22 protein-coding genes are annotated in these 23,167 nt (G+C 45.4%); 3 read left to right on the top strand and 19 right to left on the bottom strand.

Annotated elements, in window-relative coordinates; translation table 11 throughout:
- Nucleotides 1–15: 15 nt before the first annotated feature.
- Entirely contained in the window at nt 16–618 is a 603-nt protein-coding gene (locus R8N49_RS18640) for a YitT family protein (RefSeq protein ID WP_017635671.1), read from the bottom strand.
- Nucleotides 619–965: 347 nt separating this feature from the next.
- Here R8N49_RS18640 and glyA point away from each other — a divergent pair, with 347 nt between their 5' ends.
- Nucleotides 966–2,216, top strand: coding sequence for a serine hydroxymethyltransferase (glyA, locus tag R8N49_RS18635; protein WP_005381985.1), 1,251 nt, complete (start codon nt 966–968; stop codon nt 2,214–2,216).
- 446 nt (nt 2,217–2,662) lie between these two features.
- Here glyA and lipA read toward each other — a convergent pair whose 3' ends face one another.
- From lipA to leuS, 12 genes are all read right to left on the bottom strand, one after another.
- The gene (gene lipA / locus R8N49_RS18630) at nt 2,663–3,628 is read right to left on the bottom strand and encodes a lipoyl synthase (protein ID WP_005391329.1); all 966 of its coding nucleotides are present in this window, start codon (nt 3,626–3,628) and stop codon (nt 2,663–2,665) included.
- Complete coding sequence (gene lipB / locus R8N49_RS18625) at nt 3,625–4,287, bottom strand: lipoyl(octanoyl) transferase LipB (protein WP_005384137.1); 663 nt, start codon at nt 4,285–4,287, stop codon at nt 3,625–3,627. Before lipB ends, lipA begins: the two co-directional genes overlap by 4 nt.
- 176 nt (nt 4,288–4,463) lie before the next feature.
- The gene (ybeD, locus tag R8N49_RS18620; RefSeq protein ID WP_005384135.1) at nt 4,464–4,742 is read right to left on the bottom strand and encodes a DUF493 family protein YbeD; all 279 of its coding nucleotides are present in this window, start codon (nt 4,740–4,742) and stop codon (nt 4,464–4,466) included.
- A 139-nt stretch (nt 4,743–4,881) separates the two neighbouring features.
- Nucleotides 4,882–6,060, bottom strand: a complete 1,179-nt coding sequence (locus tag R8N49_RS18615; RefSeq protein WP_005384132.1) for a serine hydrolase — start codon at nt 6,058–6,060, stop codon at nt 4,882–4,884.
- A 91-nt stretch (nt 6,061–6,151) separates the two neighbouring features.
- On the bottom strand, nt 6,152–6,955 hold the full coding sequence (locus tag R8N49_RS18610; RefSeq protein ID WP_258489920.1) for a septal ring lytic transglycosylase RlpA family protein: 804 nt from the start codon (nt 6,953–6,955) through the stop codon (nt 6,152–6,154).
- 2 nt (nt 6,956–6,957) lie between these two features.
- Nucleotides 6,958–8,079 carry a rod shape-determining protein RodA gene (gene rodA, locus R8N49_RS18605; RefSeq protein WP_005384128.1) on the bottom strand — a complete coding sequence of 374 codons (1,122 nt, stop codon included), beginning with the start codon at nt 8,077–8,079 and terminating at the stop codon, nt 6,958–6,960.
- Nucleotides 8,079–9,995, bottom strand: a complete 1,917-nt coding sequence (mrdA, locus tag R8N49_RS18600; RefSeq protein WP_005384126.1) for a penicillin-binding protein 2 — start codon at nt 9,993–9,995, stop codon at nt 8,079–8,081. The genes rodA and mrdA overlap by 1 nt, the downstream gene beginning before the upstream one ends.
- Before the next feature lie 29 nt (nt 9,996–10,024).
- Nucleotides 10,025–10,495, bottom strand: a complete 471-nt coding sequence (rlmH, locus tag R8N49_RS18595) for a 23S rRNA (pseudouridine(1915)-N(3))-methyltransferase RlmH (protein ID WP_017821762.1) — start codon at nt 10,493–10,495, stop codon at nt 10,025–10,027.
- 4 nt (nt 10,496–10,499) lie between these two features.
- Entirely contained in the window at nt 10,500–10,817 is a 318-nt protein-coding gene (rsfS, locus tag R8N49_RS18590; RefSeq protein WP_005373015.1) for a ribosome silencing factor, read from the bottom strand.
- A gap of 88 nt (nt 10,818–10,905) precedes the next feature.
- Nucleotides 10,906–11,925 (bottom strand): DNA polymerase III subunit delta, encoded by a 1,020-nt coding sequence (gene holA, locus R8N49_RS18585; RefSeq protein WP_033905862.1) that lies wholly within the window; start codon nt 11,923–11,925, stop codon nt 10,906–10,908.
- A gap of 5 nt (nt 11,926–11,930) precedes the next feature.
- Nucleotides 11,931–12,470 carry an LPS assembly lipoprotein LptE gene (gene lptE, locus R8N49_RS18580; RefSeq protein WP_005384122.1) on the bottom strand — a complete coding sequence of 180 codons (540 nt, stop codon included), beginning with the start codon at nt 12,468–12,470 and terminating at the stop codon, nt 11,931–11,933.
- 152 nt (nt 12,471–12,622) lie between these two features.
- Nucleotides 12,623–15,196 (bottom strand): leucine--tRNA ligase, encoded by a 2,574-nt coding sequence (leuS, locus tag R8N49_RS18575; protein ID WP_005384121.1) that lies wholly within the window; start codon nt 15,194–15,196, stop codon nt 12,623–12,625.
- A gap of 153 nt (nt 15,197–15,349) precedes the next feature.
- Between leuS and R8N49_RS18570 the strand changes: the two genes are divergently transcribed.
- Nucleotides 15,350–15,820, top strand: a complete 471-nt coding sequence (locus tag R8N49_RS18570; RefSeq protein ID WP_005373024.1) for a zinc ribbon-containing protein — start codon at nt 15,350–15,352, stop codon at nt 15,818–15,820.
- Between the two features lie 84 nt (nt 15,821–15,904).
- Here the strand turns inward: R8N49_RS18570 and lnt are convergent, their stop codons facing one another.
- From lnt to miaB, 5 genes are all read right to left on the bottom strand, one after another.
- Nucleotides 15,905–17,422, bottom strand: a complete 1,518-nt coding sequence (gene lnt / locus R8N49_RS18565) for an apolipoprotein N-acyltransferase (protein ID WP_005384119.1) — start codon at nt 17,420–17,422, stop codon at nt 15,905–15,907.
- 33 nt (nt 17,423–17,455) lie between these two features.
- The gene (corC, locus tag R8N49_RS18560; RefSeq protein ID WP_005384118.1) at nt 17,456–18,355 is read right to left on the bottom strand and encodes a CNNM family magnesium/cobalt transport protein CorC; all 900 of its coding nucleotides are present in this window, start codon (nt 18,353–18,355) and stop codon (nt 17,456–17,458) included.
- 105 nt (nt 18,356–18,460) lie between these two features.
- A complete protein-coding gene (gene ybeY / locus R8N49_RS18555; RefSeq protein WP_005373030.1) occupies nt 18,461–18,925 on the bottom strand; it encodes an rRNA maturation RNase YbeY in 465 nt (154 codons plus the stop codon).
- Between the two features lie 2 nt (nt 18,926–18,927).
- Complete coding sequence (locus tag R8N49_RS18550) at nt 18,928–20,025, bottom strand: PhoH family protein (RefSeq protein WP_005373033.1); 1,098 nt, start codon at nt 20,023–20,025, stop codon at nt 18,928–18,930.
- 73 nt (nt 20,026–20,098) lie between these two features.
- A complete protein-coding gene (gene miaB / locus R8N49_RS18545) occupies nt 20,099–21,523 on the bottom strand; it encodes a tRNA (N6-isopentenyl adenosine(37)-C2)-methylthiotransferase MiaB (protein WP_005373038.1) in 1,425 nt (474 codons plus the stop codon).
- A 257-nt stretch (nt 21,524–21,780) separates the two neighbouring features.
- On the opposite strand from miaB, the gene R8N49_RS18540 reads away from it, so the two are divergent.
- On the top strand, nt 21,781–22,959 hold the full coding sequence (locus tag R8N49_RS18540) for a 2-octaprenyl-3-methyl-6-methoxy-1,4-benzoquinol hydroxylase (protein ID WP_064369039.1): 1,179 nt from the start codon (nt 21,781–21,783) through the stop codon (nt 22,957–22,959).
- A gap of 13 nt (nt 22,960–22,972) precedes the next feature.
- On the opposite strand, the gene R8N49_RS18535 is transcribed toward R8N49_RS18540, so the two are convergent.
- A partial coding sequence (locus R8N49_RS18535) for a hypothetical protein (RefSeq protein ID WP_206949545.1) occupies nt 22,973–23,167 on the bottom strand: 195 nt, incomplete at its 5' end.

Raw genomic sequence — 23,167 nt, 5'->3', positions numbered from 1 at the left:
ATCATTATCAAAAATTTATGAACCGTAGGTCACGGAATAGCGGTGCGGTTTGTGGTTCATCGCTAACACGAGATTGAGTGCAAACGCCCCCAAAATTGAAAGGCCAATCACTTCTGGTGTGACAAAGAAGAATGAAGCAAACAGGATACATGCATCGATTGCCATTTGGCTTTTGCCAACTGAAATGCCAAATTTGTCTTGGATAAACAAACACAGCACGTTAAAGCCACCCAAGCTGGAGCGATGTCGGAATAGGATCAGCATACCGAGCCCCATTAAAAGCCCGCCTGCGACGGCGCAATAAACTTCATTTACCGATTCGAGCGAGATTAGCAAATAAAGATGATCGGCAAAGATAGAAACCAACGCGCCAGAAATGGCACTATTAATGGCGAAATGACGGCCGAAGCGTTTCCATGCTAGTAAGTAAAAAGGACTGTTTGCTAAAAAGTACAGCACACCAAAGGTAAAAGGTGTAAATTGGCTAATAAGCAGAGCCAATCCAGTCGTGCCTCCCGTTAGAAGGTTCGCGGATTGGAGAAAGAAAACGCCTTGAGCTACTAAAAAGGTACCCGTGAGAATCGCTATCCAGTCTTCTTTTAATGAGTGTTTTTCCATCAATATTGCAGTCATTAGTGATAAATAAGGCGTGCATAGTAGTAAAAAGATGATCTTTTCGGTAGCTAGAGGGTAAAATTTACGGTAAACCTATGTAATTGCTGTTTTACAGGGTGTAAAGCACAAATTTGACAGGCAATAGATTGTCGTTATGCGATTGCAATGCTGGCATGGTAAACATTGCTTGTCATCATGAAAAAACTGCATGAGAAAAATTGTAAATTTCTCTTTATGACCTAAATCAAATTATGTAGAATGCGCGCCATTAGGGTGACGAAAACGTTTGCGTCGGGTCATTCAACAGTTTTTTTGCAACTTTCAGTACTAATCTGAGTCAGGAGATACAGATGCTTAAGCGTGATATGAACATCGCAGATTACGATGCGGAACTGTTCGCAGCTATCCAGGAAGAAACTCTTCGCCAGGAAGAACACATTGAACTTATCGCTTCTGAAAACTACACAAGCCCACGTGTAATGGAAGCGCAAGGTTCTCAGCTAACGAACAAATACGCTGAAGGCTACCCAGGTAAGCGTTACTACGGCGGTTGTGAGTACGTAGATAAAGCTGAAGCACTAGCAATTGAGCGTGCATGCCAACTATTTGGTTGTGAGTACGCTAACGTACAGCCTCACTCAGGTTCTCAAGCAAACAGCGCAGTTTACATGGCGCTTCTTAACCCTGGCGATACAGTTTTAGGCATGAGCCTAGCGCACGGTGGTCACCTAACTCACGGTTCACCAGTAAACTTCTCGGGTAAGCACTACAACGTTATCCCTTACGGTATCGATGAAGCTGGTCAAATCAACTACGACGAGATGGAACAGCTAGCACTTGAACACAAACCTAAGATGATCATCGGTGGTTTCTCTGCTTACTCGCAAATCGTTGATTGGAAACGCATGCGTGAAATTGCTGACAAAGCAGGTGCTTACTTATTTGTTGATATGGCGCACGTAGCTGGTCTTATCGCTGCCGGTGAATACCCAACACCAGTACCGCATGCTCACGTGGTAACAACAACGACGCACAAAACACTAGCAGGTCCTCGCGGTGGTCTTATCTTGTCAAATGCTGGCGAAGATATGTACAAGAAATTGAACTCAGCAGTGTTCCCTGGTGGTCAAGGTGGCCCTCTAATGCACGTTATCGCTGGTAAAGCAGTAGCGTTCAAAGAAGCGATGGAGCCAGAGTTCAAAGCTTATCAAGCTCGCGTAGTGAAAAACGCAAAAGCAATGGTTGGTCAGTTCCAAGAGCGTGGCTACAAAATCGTATCTAACGGTACAGAAAACCACTTGTTCCTTGTTGACCTAATCGACAAAGATATCACTGGTAAAGACGCAGACGCGGCACTAGGTGCTGCAAACATCACTGTAAACAAGAACTCAGTACCAAATGACCCACGCAGCCCATTCGTAACGTCTGGTATCCGTGTAGGTACGCCAGCGATCACTCGCCGTGGCTTCACTGAAGAAGATGCAAAAGAGCTAGCAAACTGGATGTGTGACGTTCTAGATAACATCGGCAACGAAGAAGTTATCGAAGCGACTAAACAGAAAGTGCTAGAAATTTGTAAGCGTCTACCGGTTTACGCCTAACTGTTCTTCATAGAATGAGTCGATTTCGGTGTCGAACATACTCATTTGCTCGCGTAAACTCCGTGTGTTCTCCTAGAACTCGACTCATCTATTTTGAACATTGATATACTAAAGGCCCTCATTTGAGGGCCTTTTTGTTTGTCTGGCGTTTGGAATGAGATATAGCGAGAGGGTGTGATAAGGGGATGGCTACCAACACTGTCCCTTTTCAATATATCCAAACCACGTCATTCCGACGAGCCGAGACGAGATCAGGAATCTTGTTGAGGCACACTCTTTTACTCAGAGTTTCCCTAAAAATCATCAGTATTCTGAAAACAGATTCTGAATCACGCTCGTTCCTCGCTGTTCAGAATGACGGTGGTAGAATGGCTTTTTATCATCATTTGCCAGATACAAAAAAGGTTGGCACTGAGCCAACCTTTCTTTTCAAAACAAGCGAGAGCTTATTTAATCTCGATACCTTGAGCTTGCATATCGGCATGGTAAGAAGAGCGAACAAATGGACCACACGCTGCATGCGTGAAGCCAAGTTCTAGTGCAACTTCTTTTAGCTCGTCAAACTCTGATGGTGGAACGTAACGTTCTACTGGCAAGTGGTGACGGCTTGGCGCTAGGTACTGGCCTAGAGTCAGCATCGTTACGCCGTGTGCGCGTAGATCTTTCAGTACTTCGATGATTTCTTCTTTGGTTTCACCAAGACCCATCATCAAACCAGACTTGGTCGGTACATCGGGATGCTGCTCTTTGAACTTCTTAAGAAGCTCAAGTGACCATTTATAGTTCGCACCTGGGCGAGCTTTACGGTAAAGACGTGGCGCTGTTTCTAAGTTGTGGTTGAAGACATCTGGCGGATTGTCTTTCATTAGATCAAGCGCTACATCCATGCGACCACGGAAGTCAGGAACCAGTGTTTCAATCTTAATATGCGGGTTTAACGCACGGATCTCGCGGTTACAATCGGCAAAGTGTTGTGCACCGCCGTCACGCAGATCGTCACGGTCAACAGAAGTGATTACTACGTATTTCAGCTTCATATCGGCAATGGTTTTCGCCAGTTTTTGAGGCTCTTCTGCTTCCGGTGGTAATGGGCGGCCATGAGCAACGTCACAGAAAGGACAACGACGAGTACAAATAGCACCTAAGATCATGAAGGTAGCTGTACCGTGGTTAAAACATTCCGCTAGGTTCGGGCAAGATGCTTCTTCACATACGGAGTGAAGTTTATTCTTACGCATCGCCGCTTTGATGTCTTGAATTCGTTGGCTGTCGGCTGGTAGCTTGATCTTCATCCAATCAGGCTTACGTAGCACTTCTTTCTGCTCTGTAGGCATGTTCTTTACGGGAATCAATGCCATTTTATCGGCGTCACGATATTTAACGCCTTTTTCCATCTGGATTGGTTTGCTCATGCTTTATTACCTTGAGAAGGTGCTTCTGTGCTGAATTCTACTTGCTCATAATCGAGCAAAGTAACGAGTTCTTCTATTAATTGTTTTTCTACGGCTTCTACATTGTCTGGGCCGCCAAATTGGCTGACCTGAACCATTTCCATACCTTCATAACCACAAGGGTTAATACGCAGAAACGGTGTTAAATCCATATTTACGTTCAAGGCTAAACCATGAAACGAGCATCCTTTACGAATGCGTAAACCGAGAGAGCATATTTTCTTACCGGCAACGTAGACACCTGGTGCGTCAGGTCGCGCGGCTGAGTCAATATTGTATGCTTTTAGCGTGTTGATCACGAGGTTCTCGATTGTGGTAACGAGATCTCGTACACCTAATTTTTTGCGGCGTAGGTTGATCAAGAAGTAGGCGACCAACTGACCAGGGCCATGATACGTAACCTGGCCTCCGCGATCACTTTGTACAACAGGAATATCGCCAGTGTTAATCAAGTGCTCAGCTTTACCTGCCTGTCCTTGCGTAAATACTGGGTTATGTTCTACCAACCAGACTTCATCACGGGTTTCTTCTGTGCGTTGGTCGGTGAACTCATGCATCGCCTTCCATACAGGCTCATAGTCTTGGCGGCCAAGTCGTTTTACAACAAGTTGGTGTTGCATGGGAATTCCTGTTGCTAATATATAAAGTTTTTGGATTATAAACCGGATAACCTTGATGCTCTACCGCTGAGTAACAGATTTTTAACTGAAAGCGATGTAAAGTTTTGTTATCTGGTTGATAAATAAAAAGAAAGCAGCCGAAGCTGCTTTCAAAAAAAATTTAATCTATCAAAAAATTATAGAACCATGCGCACGATGTCAATTTCACCTAACTCTTTGTATAGCGTCTCAACTTGCTCGATAGACGTTGCAGTGATGTTGATTGATACCGAGTGGTAGTTGCCCTTAGCACTTGGTTTAACGGTCGGGCTGTAGTCACCTGGAGCATGGCGCTGAATAACTTCAAGAACAAGCTCTGGAAGTTCAGGCTTTGCATGACCCATTACCTTGTAAGTAAATGAACAAGGGAACTCAAGCAGGTCTTTTAATTTTGCATCAGAGTTGATGGTTAGCATATCGATAACTCCAGTAGATATTCGTTGCGGTGCGAAATAGTACAGTCAAATTAGGGGGAACTCAAGACGAGGATCTCAAACTTAAAAAGCCGCCCTTTCAGGCGGCTTTGCGAATAAGTTTGCTACTCTAACGTCCTTCTTAGAAGAAGCTCTTGAATAACAATACGATGTAATCCCACATGCGGCTAAATAGACTACCTTGCTCTACGGTTTCTAGTGCCATTAGTGGGTATTCGGCAATATCTTCACCATCGATCTGATAGTATAGCTTACCAACTACATCACCTTTATTAATTGGGGCTTCTAGCTCTTTTTCAAGGACGAAGCTGGCTTTTAGGTTTTTCGCTTCACCACGTGGTAGTGTTACGTAAGTATCTTGGTCAAGGCCTAACGCTACAGTGTCTTTGTTACCCATCCACACTTTTTCTTCAACGAACGTTTCACCTGCTTTGTGCGGTGCTACTGTTTCGAAGAAACGGAAGCCGTAGCTTAGTAGCTTTTTGCTTTCTGACTTACGAGCATTGGCATCTTTAGTACCCATAACGACCGCAACCAAGCGCATTTGACCTTCAGTTGCTGAACTTACTAGGCTGTAACCCGCATTACTTGTGTGACCCGTTTTGATACCGTCAACGTTCATGCTCTTATCCCAAAGTAGACCGTTACGGTTGTATTGGGTGATGCCGTTGTAAGTAAATTTCTTCTCTGAGTACACTCGGTACTCATTTGGTACGTCACGGATAAGTGCTTTACCTAGCAGTGCCATGTCGTATGGTGTTGAGTACAATTCTGCGTTATCTAAGCCATGAACGTTGGCAAAGTGCGAGTTAGTCATACCCAATGTGTTGGCCCAAGCGTTCATTAGGTCAACAAACGCATCTTCTGAACCTGCAATATGTTCTGCCATCGCAACACAGGCATCGTTACCTGACTGGACGATGATACCTCGGTTCAGGTCACGTACTTTAACTGTTGTGCCTACTTCAATGAACATCTTTGATGAATCAGGGAAGTTTTTCGCCCACGCATTTTTACTGATGGTGACATCATCATCTTCTGAGATATTACCACGGGCTAGCTCTTGGCCGATTACATAGCTGGTCATCATCTTAGTCAGACTAGCTGGAGACAATTTTGTGTTCATCTCTTTCTCTGCCAGTACTTTACCTGAATGGTAATCCATCAGCACGTAGCCCTTCGCCGCGATTTGAGGGGCATCTGGAACAACGATAGGTGATGCAAGAGCAGATTGAGCGAAAGTTGCAGAAAGGGCAACCGAAGAAACGAGAATAGATTTCACAAACTTATTTTTATTCATGGTAATTCAAATTTTTGGGTTAACTGCAGACATCTTATCAGAATCCCTAGTTATGTAAGAGGGGGATCAAAGAGAAATTCATGACACGAGGTCATTTGGCAGTGTTGTGTTTTTTAATAAATGCAGACGAATAGCCGAGCAACTTTACTTTATCTAATGTGGCTTGCGTCCGGGAATAGTCAGTAAATGGCCCTAACAACAAGCGATAAGACTCTTTCGCACTCTCTAGGAAAGTTTCTGTATCCAATTTTTGACCAAGCTCGGTACCTAAAGTTCGCGCGCGTTCTTCATTTTTTGATGATGCCACTTGAATAACGTACCTAGGGTGCGCTTCTAATGACTTTTTGTCCGTGGGCTGATTGATACTGATCACTTCAATTTCCACGTTCGCGGTGCCTGTTTTTATGACATCTAACTTGTGCGCGGCGGCATAGCTTAAATCAATGATACGGCCATCGTGAAAAGGACCTCGGTCATTAACTCGTACTATGGTGGTTTTTCCGTTGTCAGTATTGGTAACTTTTACGTAACTTGGTAACGGTAGCGTTTTATGCGCTGCCGTCATTGAATACATGTCATAGATTTCGCCATTAGAAGTCAAATGACCTTGGAATTTTTTCCCATACCAAGATGCGCGGCCTTTTTCTTTAAAGCCTTTCGCATTGCGAACTATTTTGTAGTCTTTGCCACGCAAGTGGTAATCTTTGTTCCCACCTAGGCTGTACGGTTCATATTTAGGATGCGCATCCTCGATGTGTTCGACTGAAAGCGGTGTATCCGGTGCAACATCGGATTCGAGTTCGTAACGGCCTTCTTGTTCTTTTTGGCTAGTTGATGAACAGCCTGCCAAAATAAGAGCAGAGAAAACCAAGGAATATAAAGCGCGTTTTTGCATGTCTAGGTCGCCTTAGAGAATGCTTTTCGGTGCGTATGAATCGACATCAGAATACCAAAACCAGCCATCAAGGTTACCATTGATGTGCCGCCATAACTGATGAGTGGCAACGGTACACCTACTACAGGTAGGATGCCACTTACCATGCCAATATTTACAAAAATATACACGAAGAAGCTGAGTACAATACTGCCTGCCATCATTCGTCCAAATGCGGTTTGCGCTTGGCTGGCGAGATATAAACCTCGTCCAATAATAAATAGATAGATGGCTAAAAGGCAAAGGAAGCCAATCATACCCCATTCTTCAGCAATTACTGCAAAGATAAAGTCAGTGTGTCGTTCAGGAAGAAATTCTAGTTGTGACTGCGTACCTTGCAACCAACCTTTGCCGGAAATACCGCCGGAGCCAATCGCAATTTTACTCTGAATAATGTGGTAGCCCGCTCCTAGCGGATCAGATTCCGGGTTAAATAGAGTACGAACTCGCACTTTTTGATACTCTCGCATCAAGAAAAACCACAGAATTGGAATGAAACCACCTAATGCAATCGCAGCACCAGCAATTATTTTCCAGCTAATGCCGGCGAGGAAGATAACAAAAATACCGGAAGCCGCGATCAGGATCGAGGTACCTAAGTCAGGCTGTTTTGCAATGAGAATGGTTGGTAAGCAGACCATAATCAGTGCAACAATGAGTGTTCTTAGCGTTGGTGGGAGGGGCTGTCTACCAACATAGCGAGCCACCATTAATGGCACCGCGAGCTTCAATAGCTCTGACGGTTGAAAGCGCACAAAACCGAGGTTAAGCCAACGCTGCGCGCCTTTCGATGCTTCACCGAAAAACAGCACGCCGAAAAGCAGTATAACGCCACCAACGAACATCAAAGGTGCCAAGCTTTCGTAAGTTCGTGGAGAAAGCTGCGCAAGGACGAGCATCACAACGAGTGAAAGCACCATTCGCATGGCTTGGCGATCCATCATCAGTAAACTTTGGCCACTGGCGCTGTACATGATCACCAGGCCAAACCCCATCAGGGCCAGTATGCCAAGTAGGAGTGGTAAGTCGATATGGAAGCGTTCAAACAGGGCGCGATTTTTACCTGTAGAGGGATCCATCTTCATTACTGTTTTACCTCTTTCTTCGCATTGTTTTCAGGCTCAATTTCTTCTGGACCAAGAACGACTCGGTCAAAAATTTTCCTTACTACTGGGGCACCGTTACTAGAACCACCACCGGCATTTTCTAGTACTACAGTGACGACCACTTTAGGATCATCAAATGGTGCAAAGCCAGTAAATAACGCATGGTCACGTAAGTGCTCGGCGATCTCATCGGCGTTGTACTCTTCGTTTTCACCCAGACCGAAGACCTGTGCAGTACCTGATTTACCCGCTGTTTCATAATTCATTTTGTAGAATGAGCGTCGAGCTGTTCCGCGCGTGCCATGGTTTACCCGACGCATGCCTTCTTTCGCCATATCCCAGTACTTTTTAGGCACATTCTTGATTGGTGGGTAAGTCACGTATTCTGTTGTTTGCTGCTCTTCGAAGTCGTTACCATTTTCTATCGTCGCTTTGAGCAAGTGAGGTGCGATCACTTCTCCCTCGTTTACTAATACGGAGGTTGCTTTGGCGATTTGCATTGGTGTTGCTGTCCAATATCCTTGGCCGATACCCACAGGGATCGTATCACCTTTATACCATGGGGTTTTATGGCGAGACATTTTCCAGTCACGAGTCGGCATATTCGCCTTACTTTCTTCGTAGATATCAATGCCAGTGTAATCACCAAAACCGAACATCATCATCCAATTCGAAATACGGTCAATACCCATGTCATAAGCGATTTGATAGTAGAAGGTATCAACAGACTCTTCGATCGACTTAATGATATCGACGCGCCCGTGTCCCCAACGCAACCAGTCCCGGAACGGACGTGTGTTAGAGTTTGGTATGCGCCAATAACCAGGATCATTTCGTGTAGTGTTAGGTGTGACGACACCTTCTTGCAACGCGGCTACCGCCATAAATGGTTTGATGGTAGAGGCAGGAGGGTAAATGCCAAGTGTAGTGCGGTTGACCAAAGGACGGTTTTTATCGTTCAAAAGGGCGCGATAGTCTTTACCTGAGATTCCGTGCACGAACGAGTTAGGATCGTAGCTAGGGCTCGAAACCATAGCCAGTACGCCGTTGTCTCTAGGATCGATTACTACAGCACTGCCTCGGCGGCCGTCCAACAATTGGTGTACGTACAACTGCAAGTTGATATCAAGGTTTAAAACGATGTCTTTTCCGGGTACAGGTGGAACGTACTTTAACGTACGAATTACTCGGCCGCGGCTGTTTACCTCGACTTCTTGATATCCGGCCGTACCGTGTAAGAGGTCTTCGTAGTATTTTTCAATACCCAGCTTACCAATGTCGCGAGTGGCTTGATAGTTTGCGTCTTTTTCTTCTCGGATCAGGCGCTGCATGTCGCGATCATTGATTCGAGAAACATACCCAATCACGTGGGTTAAGACTTCGCTGAAAGGGTAGTAGCGCTTTAAGGTCGCACTTATTTCAACACCCGGAAAGCGGTACTGATTGACGGAGAATACCGCTACTTGTTTTTCGTTCAGTTGGGTCAGCAGTGGGACCGATTTAAATCGACGAGTCCGTTTACGCTCGTGGTGGAAACGTTCAATCTGGTCTGGTGTAATTTCCAGAATAGTTTGTAATTCTTGGATGGTTGCATCAATGTCTTTAATTTTTTCTGGGGTCAGTTCTAAGTTAAAGACGGGACGATTCTCTGCCAGTAAAACGCCATTTCGGTCATAAATTAGACCTCGGTTAGGCGCGATAGGCACTACTTTGATGCGGTTATCGTTCGAGCGGGTTTGATAGTCTTGAAACTGGTTCACCTGAATGTTGTACATGTTGGCAACCAGAGCTCCCATCAAGACAACAATGCCGATAAAAGCAACAATAGCGCGGCTGGCAAACAGACGCGCTTCGGCTTGATAATCTCGGATTTGACTGCGGCGTTTACGAATCATTAACGCTTGGCTCTAAAGTTAAACAACGATTATTCGCGATGATAAGGGTGGTTAGCGGTGATGCTCCACGCTCGGTATAAGCTTTCTGCCATTACGATACGCACTAGAGGGTGGGGTAGCGTTAAGGCAGACAATGACCAGCTTTGGTCTGCTGCAGCTTTGCATGCAGGAGCGAGTCCTTCGGGACCGCCGATTAATATTGATACATCACGGCCATCTAATTTCCAAGCTTCTAACTGCTCAGCGAGTTGAGGAGTGTCCCATTTTTTACCTGGGATATCTAACGTGACGATACGGTTGCCTTTTGGTACCGCCGCGAGCATCGCTTCTCCTTCTTTTTGCAGGATGCGAGCGATATCGGCATTCTTACCACGCTTGCCAGCAGAGATTTCAATCAACTCCAACGGCATATCATGCGGGAAACGGCGACGATATTCTTGAAAGCCTTCCTCAACCCATTTTGGCATTTTTGTGCCAACAGCAATTAGTTGAATTTTCAAAAGATTAACCCCAGAGTTTTTCTAGCTGGTAGAGTTCGCGGTGCTCTTCTTGCATCACGTGAAGCATGGCGTCGCCCATATCTAGAACTACCCATTCACCTTCGTTTTCACCTTCCATTCCTAGTGGCTCAAGACCGGCTTTTTTCACCTCTGTTGCAACATGGTCAGCGATGGATGAAACGTGGCGTTTGGATGTACCAGTACAGATGATCATGTAATCTGTCACGCTTGATTTATCTTCCACATTTAGGACGATAATGTCTTCCGCTTTCATGTCGTCGGCTTTATCAGCTAAAAAGTCTTTCAGTTCTTCGCGAAGCACTCGGTTTTCCTCGGTTTGTCTCTTATCTCTACAGTGTTTTACATTCTTGCTTGCAAAACAGGTCGCGCACTATATCACGCTTTGATTTTTAAATTGCCAGCTTAATATCAGGAGAGCAGGTTTCTAAGCTCAACTGATGAATAGTTGGCCATACAGACTCGTCATACTGAGTTTTGGCTTTTATCTCGGCTTGAGCCAACAAGGAGAGCAATGCACAAATACGACTCGCTGATAAGCGGGTCAGTGCTGCGTTATAGAGTGGACGCTTGTTTTGCCAAACTCGATATTTCTCAAATACCTGGTTCATTCCCATTTGACTTAAGTCTTGATGCATATTTAAAAGTTGGCTCAACTCTTTTTGTACACTTCGAATCAAGATCACGGTCTCAACCCCTTCCGCCTCAAGTTGGCGAAGAATACGTTGTGCACGGTTTGCTTTACCTGCCAGTAAGGCGTCGATCCAGTTAAAGGTAGTGAAGTGGTTATGGCGACTTAGGGCTTCCTCTAAACGTATGATGGTCAGCTCACCATCCGGGTAGAGTAGGGCCAATTTCTCTAAGCTTTGTGTCAATGCAAATAGGTTACCTTCATGCCATTGAGCCAACATTTGCAGTGATTGCTGATCGGGTTTTAGTCCTAACGTGCGGCAACGTGTCTGAATGAACATAGGTAGGCGTTGAAGGTCTGGCGACAAGCAGCTTACCCAATCGCCTTTTGAGCTTAATGCTTTGAACCATTTCGCATTTTCTTGGGCTTTGGTCAGTTTGCTACCAACGATGACGAGCATGATGTCATCATGAAGCATATCACACAGTGTTTGCAGCTCTTTGCTGACGGCGGTTGTCACGCCACTTTCAGGAATTTCAAGCTCAATCAATTGACGGTTTGAAAACAGGCTCATCGCTTGGAAACAGTCGTAAACTTGGTTCCAGTCGATGCTAGCATCCACCGCAAAACGGTGTTTTTCCTCAAAACCTTGCTGAAACGCTGCCTTTTGGATGGCTTGGCGGCTTTCTTGAATCAGTAACGGCTCATTACCAAAGATTAAGTAAACCTGTTTAACTTGTTTAGTTAAATGATCCGTTAGCTTATCGGCATAAATTCGCATAGTGACTAAGAGTTTTTGTTCGCTGGCTCAGAGATTTGTCCTGCTTCATATTCGGCACGAATACGGCCCAACTGGCGCATCATCTGTTTTGCAGCTTGCAAGCGCATCTCGTCTTCAATTACGTCACGCTCAACAGATTTTGCAAGTGCGGTCAACGGGTTGTCTAGGTAGTTGCGGTTTACTGTTGTCGTAAAGTTTTTAGAACCATAGCCAGGAATTGTCACACGGTATTTTACTACGTATGTCAGCTCTTTTTCTGCTGCACGGCTATTTTGATAAAGCGATAGTGTACGCTCATCGATTGTCGCTTCCGTCAAATGAAGGTTGGGTACCGTCGATGATGGTTGAACAAGTTCAACTTTGTTCAGTTCGAGTTGAGAGCGTACATAGCGAGTTAATTCACTGTATTCATCGTAGCTGGAGAAAGACATAGTGTGCAGCTCTTCCGGTACGGAATACTCGCCGCGAAGGTGAAAACCACAGGCAGAAAGAAGCCCCGCTAATACCAATACCACTGGTAGTTTAATCAAAGAGAAAAAGCGCATTGATTGTATTCATCCTAAATTGAAGGGGTTATTTACCTTAAACCACTCATGTGAATGGTTTGAGGTAAATAAACAGGGTAGAAAACTACCCTGTTTAATGACTCTTGGTTAACAAATAAGTTCGCTAAACAGAGACAAATTGACAGCTGCGATTAGTTTGCAACGATGTTCAGCAGTTTACCTGGAACGTAAATAACTTTACGAATAGTCAGGCCATCAGTGAACTTAACCACGTTTTCGTCGTTTAGACCAAGCTGTTCGATATCGTCTTTAGAGATATCAGCTGGGACTGTTAGCTTCGCACGTAGCTTACCGTTAACTTGAACAACGATAGTTTTTTCGTCTTCAACTAGCGCTTTTTCGTCAAACGTCGGCCATGCCGCGTTATCAATGTCTGTTTCACCTAGTGCTGCCCATAGCTCGTATGAGATATGCGGAGTGATAGGGTAAAGCATGACAACAATAGCTTTCAGTGCTTCGTCAAGGATTGCACGATCTTGCGCAGATTCTTGAGGCGCTTTCGCTAGTTTGTTCATCAGCTCCATGATCGCTGCGATCGCGGTGTTGAATGTTTGACGACGAGCGATATCGTCCGTCACTTTCGCGATAGTCTTGTGAACGTCGCGGCGAAGTGCTTTTTGATCACCAGAAAGCGCTGAGGTATCTACTGCTTCTGCTGCGCCTTTCGCTGTGTGCTCTTTCACTAGTTTCCAAACACGTTTTAGGAAGCGGTTCGCACCTTCTACGCCAGACTCTTGCCATTCAAGTGTCATGTCCGCTGGAGACGCGAACATCATGAATAGACGTACTGTGTCAGCGCCGTACTTGTCTACCATTTCTTGAGGGTCGATACCGTTGTTCTTAGACTTAGACATCTTGATCATGCCTGAGTGCGTTACATCACGACCTTCAGTGTCTTTAGCAGAAGTAATGCGGCCTTTACCATCACGTTCAACGGCTACGTCTGTTGGAGCTACCCACTCTTTGCCGCCTTTCTCGTTCTCGAAGTAGAACGCATCAGCCAGTACCATGCCTTGACACAGTAGTTGCTTGAACGGTTCGTCAGACGTTACGTAACCCGCATCGCGCAGTAGTTTGTGGAAGAAGCGTGAGTACAGTAGGTGCATACAAGCGTGCTCGATACCACCGATGTACTGATCTACTGGTAGCCAGTAGTTTGCTTTTTCTGGGTCTAGGATGTCGTCCGCTTGTGGTGAACAGTAACGCGCGTAGTACCAAGAAGATTCCATGAACGTATCGAACGTATCTGTCTCACGTAGAGCAGGTTCGCCGTTAAAGGTTGTCTTCGCCCACTCTTTGTCTGCTTTGATTGGGCTCGTTACGCCGTCCATTACCACGTCTTCTGGAAGAATCACTGGTAGTTGGTCAGCAGGTACTGGGTGAACTTCACCGTCTTCAGTCGTTACCATTGGGATTGGTGCGCCCCAGTAACGTTGACGAGATACACCCCAGTCGCGTAGACGGAAGTTTACAGTCTTAGTGCCTTTGCCCTCTGCTTCTAGCTTCGCTGCAATTGCATCGAACGCCGCTTGGAATTCTAGGCCATCGAATTCACCTGAATCGAACAGTACACCTTTCTCTGTATATGCCGCTTCAGAGATGTCTAGCTCGCTGCCATCAGCAGGCTTGATAACTGGCACGATGTCTAGACCGTACTTCGTTGCGAACTCGTAGTCACGTTGGTCGTGTGCAGGTACAGCCATTACCGCGCCTGTACCGTAGTCCATCAGTACGAAGTTTGCTACGTATACTGGTACTTCGCGGCCGTTCAATGGATGAATAGCAGTAAGGCCAGTTGCCATACCTTTCTTCTCCATTGTCGCTAGCTCAGCTTCTGCAACCTTGTTGTTCTTACATTCGTCGATAAACGCTGCAAGCTCTGGATTGTTCTCTGCTGCAAGAGCTGCAAGAGGGTGGCCGGCTGCGATACCCACGTAAGTCACACCCATTAGCGTATCTGGACGTGTTGTGTAAACTTCTAGGTCTTGTTGACCCTTAACTTCAAACTTCAGTTCAACACCTTCAGAACGACCAATCCAGTTGCGCTGCATGGTTTTTACCATTTCAGGCCAACCTTCAAGCTTGTCTAAGTCGTCTAGTAGCTCTTGAGCGTACTCAGTGATTTTGATGAACCATTGAGGGATTTCTTTTTGCTCTACAGGCGTATCACAACGCCAGCAACAACCGTCTTCAACCTGCTCGTTTGCAAGAACAGTTTGGTCGTTAGGACACCAGTTAACAGAAGAAGTCTTTTTGTAAACTAAACCTTTCTCGTAAAGTTTAGTGAAGAACTCTTGTTCCCAGCGGTAGTACTCCGGTGTACATGTTGCGAATTCACGGTTCCAATCGTAACCAAAGCCTAGAAGCTTAAGTTGGTTCTTCATGTATTCGATGTTTTCGTAAGTCCAAGGTGCTGGCGCAGTTTTGTTTTTTACTGCTGCGTTTTCTGCAGGTAGACCGAATGCGTCCCAACCGATTGGTTGCATCACGTTTTTGCCTTGTAGGCGTTGGAAACGAGATACTACATCACCGATAGTGTAGTTGCGCACGTGACCCATGTGCAGTCGACCACTTGGGTATGGGAACATGGACAGACAGTAGAATTTTTCTTTATTTGGGTCTTCACTTACAACAAAGGTTTTGTTGTCATCCCAGTGCTTTTGAACTTTTTGTTCAATATCTTGTGGGTTGTATTGTTCTTGCATCGATGGTATCCGTTATCTTGGAATTTGTGAGTTCGGTTAGAACAGACTTAAATAGATCGTCATAGAATACCTAAAGCTAGGGATCACAACAATAGCCAATCTGTACCCATGCGCCCTTAAGTGACGCAGGTAGGAGAAAGATGGAGGTCAGTTATGCCTAAACGTAAAACAGGTTATGAGGAAATGCTCGAGGATGTGATTGAAACCTTGAAGCACAGTCCGGAAGAAGTTAACAAAGCGATTGAGACGTCGGGCAAAGTGGTGGATGCTGCTAATGACTTGACCAAAGATGAATTGGCTTTAATCAAAGCGTACCTTAAAGCAGACTTAAAAGAGTTTTCAGAGAGTTACGAGGATAGCAAAAGCGGCCCGTTTTACTTAACGATTGCGGACTCGATATGGCAAGGGCTGTTAGAGATTACTGACCGAACTAAAGTTGAGTGGGTTGAGTTGTTCGATGACTTAGAGCATCAAGGGCTATATGAAGCAGGAGAGGTGATAGGCTTAGGCACTTTAGTCTGTGATGAGTGTGGTCACAAGACAACGTATAACCATCCAACTGTAATCATTCCGTGTATTAAATGTGGTCACAAAGGCTTTACTCGTCAGTCATTAAAGCCATAAATGGCGCGTAACGACAGTATAATGCTATGAATAAAAAAGAGGCTTAGTCGCCTCTTTTTTGTCTTTTCTACTTTCAAGCTGTTATCAGCTCTGTTTTCTTCTTAAACCGAAAGCCAGAGCTAAACTTAACCCTACCCAAATATACAATGGCCAAGTACCAACGATTCGATATGGCGTTTTCCCATCGGTTGGGGTGAGCTCTGCGCGCAGTACTGCAGTTTCAAACTGCGGTACTTGCTCAACGATTTTACCTTTGTGATCGGTTACCGCTGTTAATCCGTTGTTAGTCGAGCGGATGAGCGGTTTACCTAACTCTAAGGCACGCATACGGGCGATCTCCATATGCTGAAGAGGGCCGATAGAGTGACCAAACCATGCATCGTTTGAAAGCGTTAGAATGAAGTCTGTTTCGTCAGTCACATTTTGACGCACTTGCTCATTAAAGATGATCTCATAGCAAAGCGCTGGTGCCATGTGCATGCCATTCGCAACGATGTTTGGCTGCACAAAAGCCCCACGGCTAAACGATGACATCGGTAGGTTAAAGAATGGCGCTAATGGGCGCAAAATATCTTCAAATGGTACAAACTCACCAAACGGTAGTAGGTGATGCTTATGGTAACGTTCGCTTAAATCGAAGCTGTAGTCACCGTATGGTGTGATGCCGAGGGACAGAATACTGTTGTAGAACTGTCGATCTTCAGCTTGGTTGACGACACCGGTGATGATTGCGCTGTTATTCATTTTTGCAGCGCTGTCGATATTGCTCAAAAATGAAGGCACTTCAATTTCAAAAGCGGGAATTGCTGCTTCTGGCCAAACGATAATGTCAGCATCCCAGTTTTCACGAGTTAAGTCAGCGTACTTCATGATGGTTGGCCAGCGTTGACTTGGTAGCCACTTTAGGTTTTGGTCTACGTTACCTTGAATTAGTGCGAGCTTAGTCGTGTCTTCTGGTCGGGGTGTTACCCAATCGTAGTTGCGAATCCCAAAGCCAGTACTGAGTAGTACCGCAGGGATAATCACCATCAGCCACTGCTTATGAATCCATGCATAGGCTAACGCCCCTGCGCTGATAAGGATAAATAGAGTAAGCAGTTCTACGCCGCCAATTGGTGCAAAGCTTGCGAGTGGAGCATCTATCTGGCTATAGCCTAGCCATAACCAAGGGAAGCCGGTCATCACCCAACCACGCAACCAATCACTGATCAGCCATAAAGCAGGTGCCGCGAGAAGTGCTTTTGTGAGCGTAAATTGAGGAAACAGCTTGTTGTTGAGCCAAGCAAATAAGCCTGAATAAACAGCCAAGTAGGCAACAAGTAAGCCCATTAAAAATAAATTGGCAATGAGCGGCATACCGCCAAAACCGGAGATACTGACGTAAACCCAGCTAACGCCAGTTGCAAATTGACCTAACCCCCAAGCATAACCAATCCATAGTGCGCGTTTCGGAGTTTGGTTAGCAAGAAGAATCAGTAGAATTGCAGGGCTAAGAATGGCAATAGGCCACAGCTGGTAAGGAGCGAAAGCGAGTGTAGTAGAGGCGCCAACAAAAGCGGCCACTAAGGGCCGCTTAAGGCGATGAAAGAGTTCATTCATCATTGTAATTTTCTGAGATTCCCAATGGGTATCGCGTTACTCTTGAGTGGCTTCAACCAGGGTTTCTTCGTCTGGGATCGTCACTTGGAGTTGAATGACACGACGGTTATCGGCAGCGGTGACTTTGAAGTTGTAGCCTTCAATTTCAACCAGTTCACCACGAGAAGGTAAGTGACCAAAGGCAGTCATGACCATACCACCAACGGTATCAACTTCCTCATCGCTGAAGTTGGTTCCGAATGTCTCATTAAACTCTTCGATGGTTGTCAGCGCTCTGACAGCAAACGTATGCTTGCTCAGCTTACGAATGTCCGTCTCTTCACTTTCATCGAATTCATCTTCAATATCCCCGACGATTTCCTCAAGGATATCTTCAATGGTCACAAGACCAGAAACACCACCGAATTCATCGACAACAATGGCCATATGATAACGTTCTTCACGGAATTCTTTCAGCAGTCGATCAACGCGTTTACTTTCCGGTACCACAACCGCTGGTCGAATGACTTCTTCGATATCAAATGGATTACTGCCTGAGCCTAAGTATTTAAGTAAGTCCTTCGCTAGAAGTATGCCTTCCACATGGTCTTTATCTTCGCTGATCACAGGGTAGCGAGAGTGTTGAGCATCGGTAATCAAAGCAACCAAGGTATCAAGGTCGTGAGTACGCTCAACTGTAACCATTTGCGAACGCGGGATCATAATGTCACGCACACGCATTTCGGAGATTTCCATAACACCTTCGAGCATATCGCGAGTGTCATGGTCAATCAGGTCGTTAACTTCAGAGTCGCGGATAACATCCACAAGCTCTTGGCGATCTTTTGGTTCGCCCTGAAACAGTTGACCTAGACGTTCAAAGAAGGACTTTCTACTCGGACCTTCTGCCTTTTCTTTCTTATCTTCGTTAGAAGAGGGAGAATTATCTTCGTTCATTGTTTCTCAATTAAGTAACGCTATCAGAAGTGTGATAGCACACATAGAGAGGCGAACACGAGAGTCATTTAGGTGGTTCGCCTTTCCCTGTCGAGTGGCCAATAGCTACTCTTTTTCAGCAATGTAAGGATCTTCATAACCCATACCTTGCATGATTTCGGTTTCGAGGGACTCCATCTCTTCGGCTTCGTCATCCTCTATATGATCATAACCTAGCAGATGCAAGCTGCCATGTACAACCATATGCGCCCAATGTGCTAGCAGAGGCTTGCTCTGTTCAACCGCCTCTTTTTCAACAACTTGGCGGCAAATAATCAAATCACCAAGTAAATCTATTTCCATACCAGGAGGTGCTTCAAATGGAAACGACAACACATTAGTTGGTTTATCTTTGCCGCGATACTCATGATTGAGCGTATGACTTTCTTGTTCATCAACAATACGAATGGTGACTTCGGCTTGTGGCTGGAAGAGAGGAATTGTCTTATCTAGCCACAATTGGAAATCTTGCTGCGAAGGCAGACCTTCTTCATTTTCGACTGCCAGTTGCAGATCAAGTTCAATCGCCATGATTATTCCTTAGTTGAAGCAACTTGTGCATTCAGTTCGGCTTTTGCTGCTTCTAGTAACTTCGCATCGCGTTCTTCACGACGGCGTTTCTCGAACTCTTTACGCTCTTTCTGGTCTTGTGCTTCCCACTTCTCGTACGCGTTAACGATACGAGCAACCACAGGGTGACGTACAACGTCGTCGGCTAAGAAGAAGTTAAAGCTGATGTCGTCAACTTCGCTTAGTACTTCAATAGCATGACGAAGACCCGATTTCGCACCACGAGGTAAGTCAATCTGCGTGACATCACCAGTGATAACCGCGCGAGAGTTAAAACCAATACGCGTTAGGAACATCTTCATCTGCTCAACAGTGGTGTTCTGACTCTCATCAAGAATGATGAAGGCGTCGTTTAGAGTACGACCACGCATGTAAGCAAGAGGGGCAACCTCAATCACGTTACGTTCAATCAGCTTCTCTACGCGCTCAAAGCCCAGCATTTCAAATAGGGCGTCGTATAGCGGACGTAGGTATGGGTCGACTTTCTGGCTTAAATCACCAGGTAGGAAGCCCAATTTCTCACCAGCTTCAACCGCTGGACGAGTAAGTAGAATACGGCGGATCTCTTGGCGCTCTAGTGCGTCAACAGCTGCTGCTACAGCAAGGTAGGTTTTACCTGTACCTGCCGGGCCAATACCAAAAGAAATATCATGCGTGACCATGTTAACCAAGTACTGCGCTTGGTTTGGCGTACGTGGTTTGATCACACCTTTCTTGGTTTTGACGAAGACTTCTTTACCATGCTCGATATTAGACTCAGTATTCTGCTCAAGAACACCAGACTCTTTGATCGCTAGATGGATTTGCTCAGGCTCAATATCTGGGATCTCACCTCGTACAGGTGCGGTATCAACATATAGAGTTTTCAGGATATCCAGCGCAGCTGATGCGGTATGAGGTTTACCGACAATCGTAAAGTGGTCACTACGGTGGTTAATTTCAACGCCTAGACGACGTTCTAAATGCTTGATGTTGTCATCGAATGGACCGCACAGGCTAGCTAGTCGGCGGTTGTCTGAAGGTTCTAGGTTAATTTCTAGAGTTACGATTTTATTGCTCAATGTTGCCTCTCATTTTTTGCCACTTAGTGAGAGCCTGATAACGACCAGGCTCTCTATGGCTATTTATACGAGCTTACGGCGTAAAAGTAGCTACACCCAGCTCATCTTCGCGACGTGTTTTCGCCATCATCTGCGTTGGGGAAATCACACTACGAAGATCCATGTCTTTTTCAGTACGTACTAGCTCACCACGCAGTGAGTTTGCAAATACGTCTACGATCTTCACATCAACGAACTGACCAATTAGGTCTGCACTACCTTCAAAGTTTACTACACGGTTGTTTTCTGTACGAGCGCGTAGTTCCATTAGGTTTTTCTTCGAAGGACCTTCAACTAGAACACGTTGTTCTGTGCCAAGCATTAAGCGAGAGTAACGCATCGCTTGAGCATTGATAGTTTGCTGTAGTTCGTAAAGGCGCTCTTTCTTCACTTGTTCTGACACATCGCAAGGGTAATCCGCTGCTGGCGTACCTGGACGTGGAGAGAAAATAAAGCTGAAGCTCATGTCAAAGTCTACATCTTTGATTAGCTTCATGGTGTCTTGGAAGTCTTTGTCTGTCTCACCAGGGAAACCAACAATAAAGTCTGAACTGATTTGAATATCAGGACGAGCTTTACGCAGTTTACGGATGATCGATTTGTATTCGATAGCGGTGTGAGGGCGTTTCATCATCGTTAGGATACGGTCACTACCACTTTGCACAGGTAAGTGCAGGAAGCTCACAAGTTCTGGCGTATCTTCGTATACTGCGATGATGTCGTCTGTGAATTCTAACGGGTGGCTCGTCGTGAAACGAATACGGTCGATACCATCGATAGACGCAACCAAACGAAGCAGTTCTGCAAATGAACAGATCTCACCATCGTGCATAGGACCACGGTACGCGTTTACGTTTTGACCCAGAAGGTTTACTTCACGTACGCCTTGTTCAGCAAGTTGGGCGATTTCGAACAGTACGTCATCCATTGGACGGCTTACTTCTTCACCACGAGTGTACGGTACGACACAGTAAGTACAGTACTTAGAGCAGCCTTCCATAATAGAAACGAATGCTGTCGCACCTTCAGCGCGAGGTTCAGGTAGGCGGTCGAATTTTTCGATCTCTGGGAACGAAATGTCCATAACTGGTGCATCATCGGACTGAGATTGTTTGATCATCTCAGGTAGGCGGTGCAAAGTTTGTGGGCCAAAAATAACGTCAACGTATGGTGCACGTTCACGAATATGGTCACCTTCTTGCGTTGCTACACAACCACCTACACCGATAACTACGCCAGGTTTTTTATCTTTTAGTGTTTTCCAGCGGCCTAGCTGGTGGAAAACTTTCTCTTGCGCTTTTTCACGGATCGAACAGGTGTTAAGTAGAAGTACGTCTGCTTCCTCTGGCTCTTCCGTCAGCTCGTAGCCGTTTGCAGCATTAAGCAGGTCGGCCATTTTTGATGAATCGTATTCGTTCATCTGGCAGCCCCAGGTTTTAATTAGCAGTTTCTTACTCATCTCACTTTCGCTCGTTCAGTTGTACTTAAATCGGAGAGCTATTGCTCAAATTATAGCCGCCATCACGGCGGTAAGCGGCGTATTGTACTGCTTTAAAAAGCACCTGACTAGTGATCTAGCTAATTCTCTGCAAAGCCCGATGAAATCTAGTTTTTCGCCCTATGCAGAACAAGGTTTTTTGTTAAACAATTTTGTAAAAATAGCCATGGAAAGTACAATAAAAAACGCCAATTAATCAGCACGATGAAGAGTGAAAAATGAACAAGTATGACATCGCCGTGATCGGTGGCGGTATGGTCGGGGCAGCCGTCGCTGTTGGATTTGCCAAGCAGGGCAGAAGCGTTGTCTTGGTCGAAGGTACAAAACCTAAAGTTTTTGATGCCGCTCAGGCGATGGATATTCGTGTATCTGCAATCTCGCACCAGTCGGTGGAGTTACTTGATTCACTCGGAGCATGGTCAGAGATCAAGAGCATGCGAGTTTGTCCTTATCGGCGGTTAGAAACTTGGGAGCACCCAGAGTGCCGTACTCGTTTTCACTCTGATGAATTGTCATTGGATCAGCTAGGTTACATCGTTGAAAATCGCCTAATCCAATTAGGTCTTTGGCAAGTCTTCTCTAAGTATGAAAATCTAACCGTGATGTGTCCTGAGCGATTAAAAGCCATTGAGTTTGCAGATGTAAATCTTGTGACACTAGAAAGTGGGGCGCAGTTTGAAGCTAACTGGGTGATTGGTGCTGATGGTGCAAACTCTAAAGTTCGTCAATTGGCTGGAATTGGTGTAACTGCGTGGGATTACCGACAACACTGCATGTTGATTAACGTGAAAACAGAATTGCCTCAGCAAGATATTACTTGGCAACAATTTACACCTTCAGGCCCACGTTCATTTTTACCTCTGTGCTCTTTGAGTAACGACGATGGTCAAATAGTAGGCCAAGGTTCTTTGGTTTGGTATGACTCGCCTAAACGTATTAAACAACTGTGTGCGATGGGTAAACCTCAACTAAGGGAAGAAATCTTACGTCATTTCCCTGCAGAATTAGGCGATATTGAAGTTTTACAGTTTGGCTCATTCCCACTCACTCGTCGTCATGCGCAAAGCTACTCAAGCAAAAATTGCGTATTAGTGGGTGACTCTGCCCATACGATCAACCCGCTTGCAGGGCAAGGGGTAAACTTAGGCTTCAAAGATGTAGACGTTCTCCTTTCGGTAACAGAACAACAAGAAAAGCTGGAAGATACCTTACTCGCGAAATACGAACGCGCACGTCGACCTGACAACTTACTCATGCAGACGGGCATGGACTTTTTCTATAAAGGTTTTAGCAACGATCTAGGGCCATTGAAGTTCGTACGTAATGCTGCATTGAAGCTTGCTGAAAACTCAGGGCCAATTAAGGCTCAAGTACTGAAATACGCGTTAGGTATGTAGTAAGCTACTCAAATCACAGATAGAAAAAAAGCGAGCCATGAGCTCGCTTTTTTAATTCGGCAAATCTAATGATTTCCCGAGTCCAGAACCAAAAAAAGAAAAAACCCAGCAAAGTCATGCTGGGTTTTCCGATAATGGTGCGGAAGGAGAGACTTGAACTCTCACACCTTGCGGCGCCAGAACCTAAATCTGGTGCGTCTACCAATTC

Source organism: Vibrio sp. 1978, assembly GCF_033344345.1.
This window is presented reverse-complemented; position numbering and strand designations above follow the sequence as displayed.

What these genes read in the sequence shown, in the direction of transcription:
- R8N49_RS18640 (WP_017635671.1), bottom strand. Translation starts at nt 618, where the DNA reads ATGGAAAAACACTCATTAAAAGAAGACTGGATAGCGATTCTCACGGGT.
- glyA (WP_005381985.1), top strand. Translation starts at nt 966, where the DNA reads ATGCTTAAGCGTGATATGAACATCGCAGATTACGATGCGGAACTGTTC.
- lipA (WP_005391329.1), bottom strand. Translation starts at nt 3,628, where the DNA reads ATGAGCAAACCAATCCAGATGGAAAAAGGCGTTAAATATCGTGACGCC.
- lipB (WP_005384137.1), bottom strand. Translation starts at nt 4,287, where the DNA reads ATGCAACACCAACTTGTTGTAAAACGACTTGGCCGCCAAGACTATGAG.
- ybeD (WP_005384135.1), bottom strand. Translation starts at nt 4,742, where the DNA reads ATGCTAACCATCAACTCTGATGCAAAATTAAAAGACCTGCTTGAGTTC.
- R8N49_RS18615 (WP_005384132.1), bottom strand. Translation starts at nt 6,060, where the DNA reads ATGAATAAAAATAAGTTTGTGAAATCTATTCTCGTTTCTTCGGTTGCC.
- R8N49_RS18610 (WP_258489920.1), bottom strand. Translation starts at nt 6,955, where the DNA reads ATGCAAAAACGCGCTTTATATTCCTTGGTTTTCTCTGCTCTTATTTTG.
- rodA (WP_005384128.1), bottom strand. Translation starts at nt 8,079, where the DNA reads ATGAAGATGGATCCCTCTACAGGTAAAAATCGCGCCCTGTTTGAACGC.
- mrdA (WP_005384126.1), bottom strand. Translation starts at nt 9,995, where the DNA reads ATGATTCGTAAACGCCGCAGTCAAATCCGAGATTATCAAGCCGAAGCG.
- holA (WP_033905862.1), bottom strand. Translation starts at nt 11,925, where the DNA reads ATGCGAATTTATGCCGATAAGCTAACGGATCATTTAACTAAACAAGTT.
- lptE (WP_005384122.1), bottom strand. Translation starts at nt 12,470, where the DNA reads ATGCGCTTTTTCTCTTTGATTAAACTACCAGTGGTATTGGTATTAGCG.
- leuS (WP_005384121.1), bottom strand. Translation starts at nt 15,196, where the DNA reads ATGCAAGAACAATACAACCCACAAGATATTGAACAAAAAGTTCAAAAG.
- R8N49_RS18570 (WP_005373024.1), top strand. Translation starts at nt 15,350, where the DNA reads ATGCCTAAACGTAAAACAGGTTATGAGGAAATGCTCGAGGATGTGATT.
- lnt (WP_005384119.1), bottom strand. Translation starts at nt 17,422, where the DNA reads ATGATGAATGAACTCTTTCATCGCCTTAAGCGGCCCTTAGTGGCCGCT.
- corC (WP_005384118.1), bottom strand. Translation starts at nt 18,355, where the DNA reads ATGAACGAAGATAATTCTCCCTCTTCTAACGAAGATAAGAAAGAAAAG.
- ybeY (WP_005373030.1), bottom strand. Translation starts at nt 18,925, where the DNA reads ATGGCGATTGAACTTGATCTGCAACTGGCAGTCGAAAATGAAGAAGGT.
- miaB (WP_005373038.1), bottom strand. Translation starts at nt 21,523, where the DNA reads ATGAGTAAGAAACTGCTAATTAAAACCTGGGGCTGCCAGATGAACGAA.
- R8N49_RS18540 (WP_064369039.1), top strand. Translation starts at nt 21,781, where the DNA reads ATGAACAAGTATGACATCGCCGTGATCGGTGGCGGTATGGTCGGGGCA.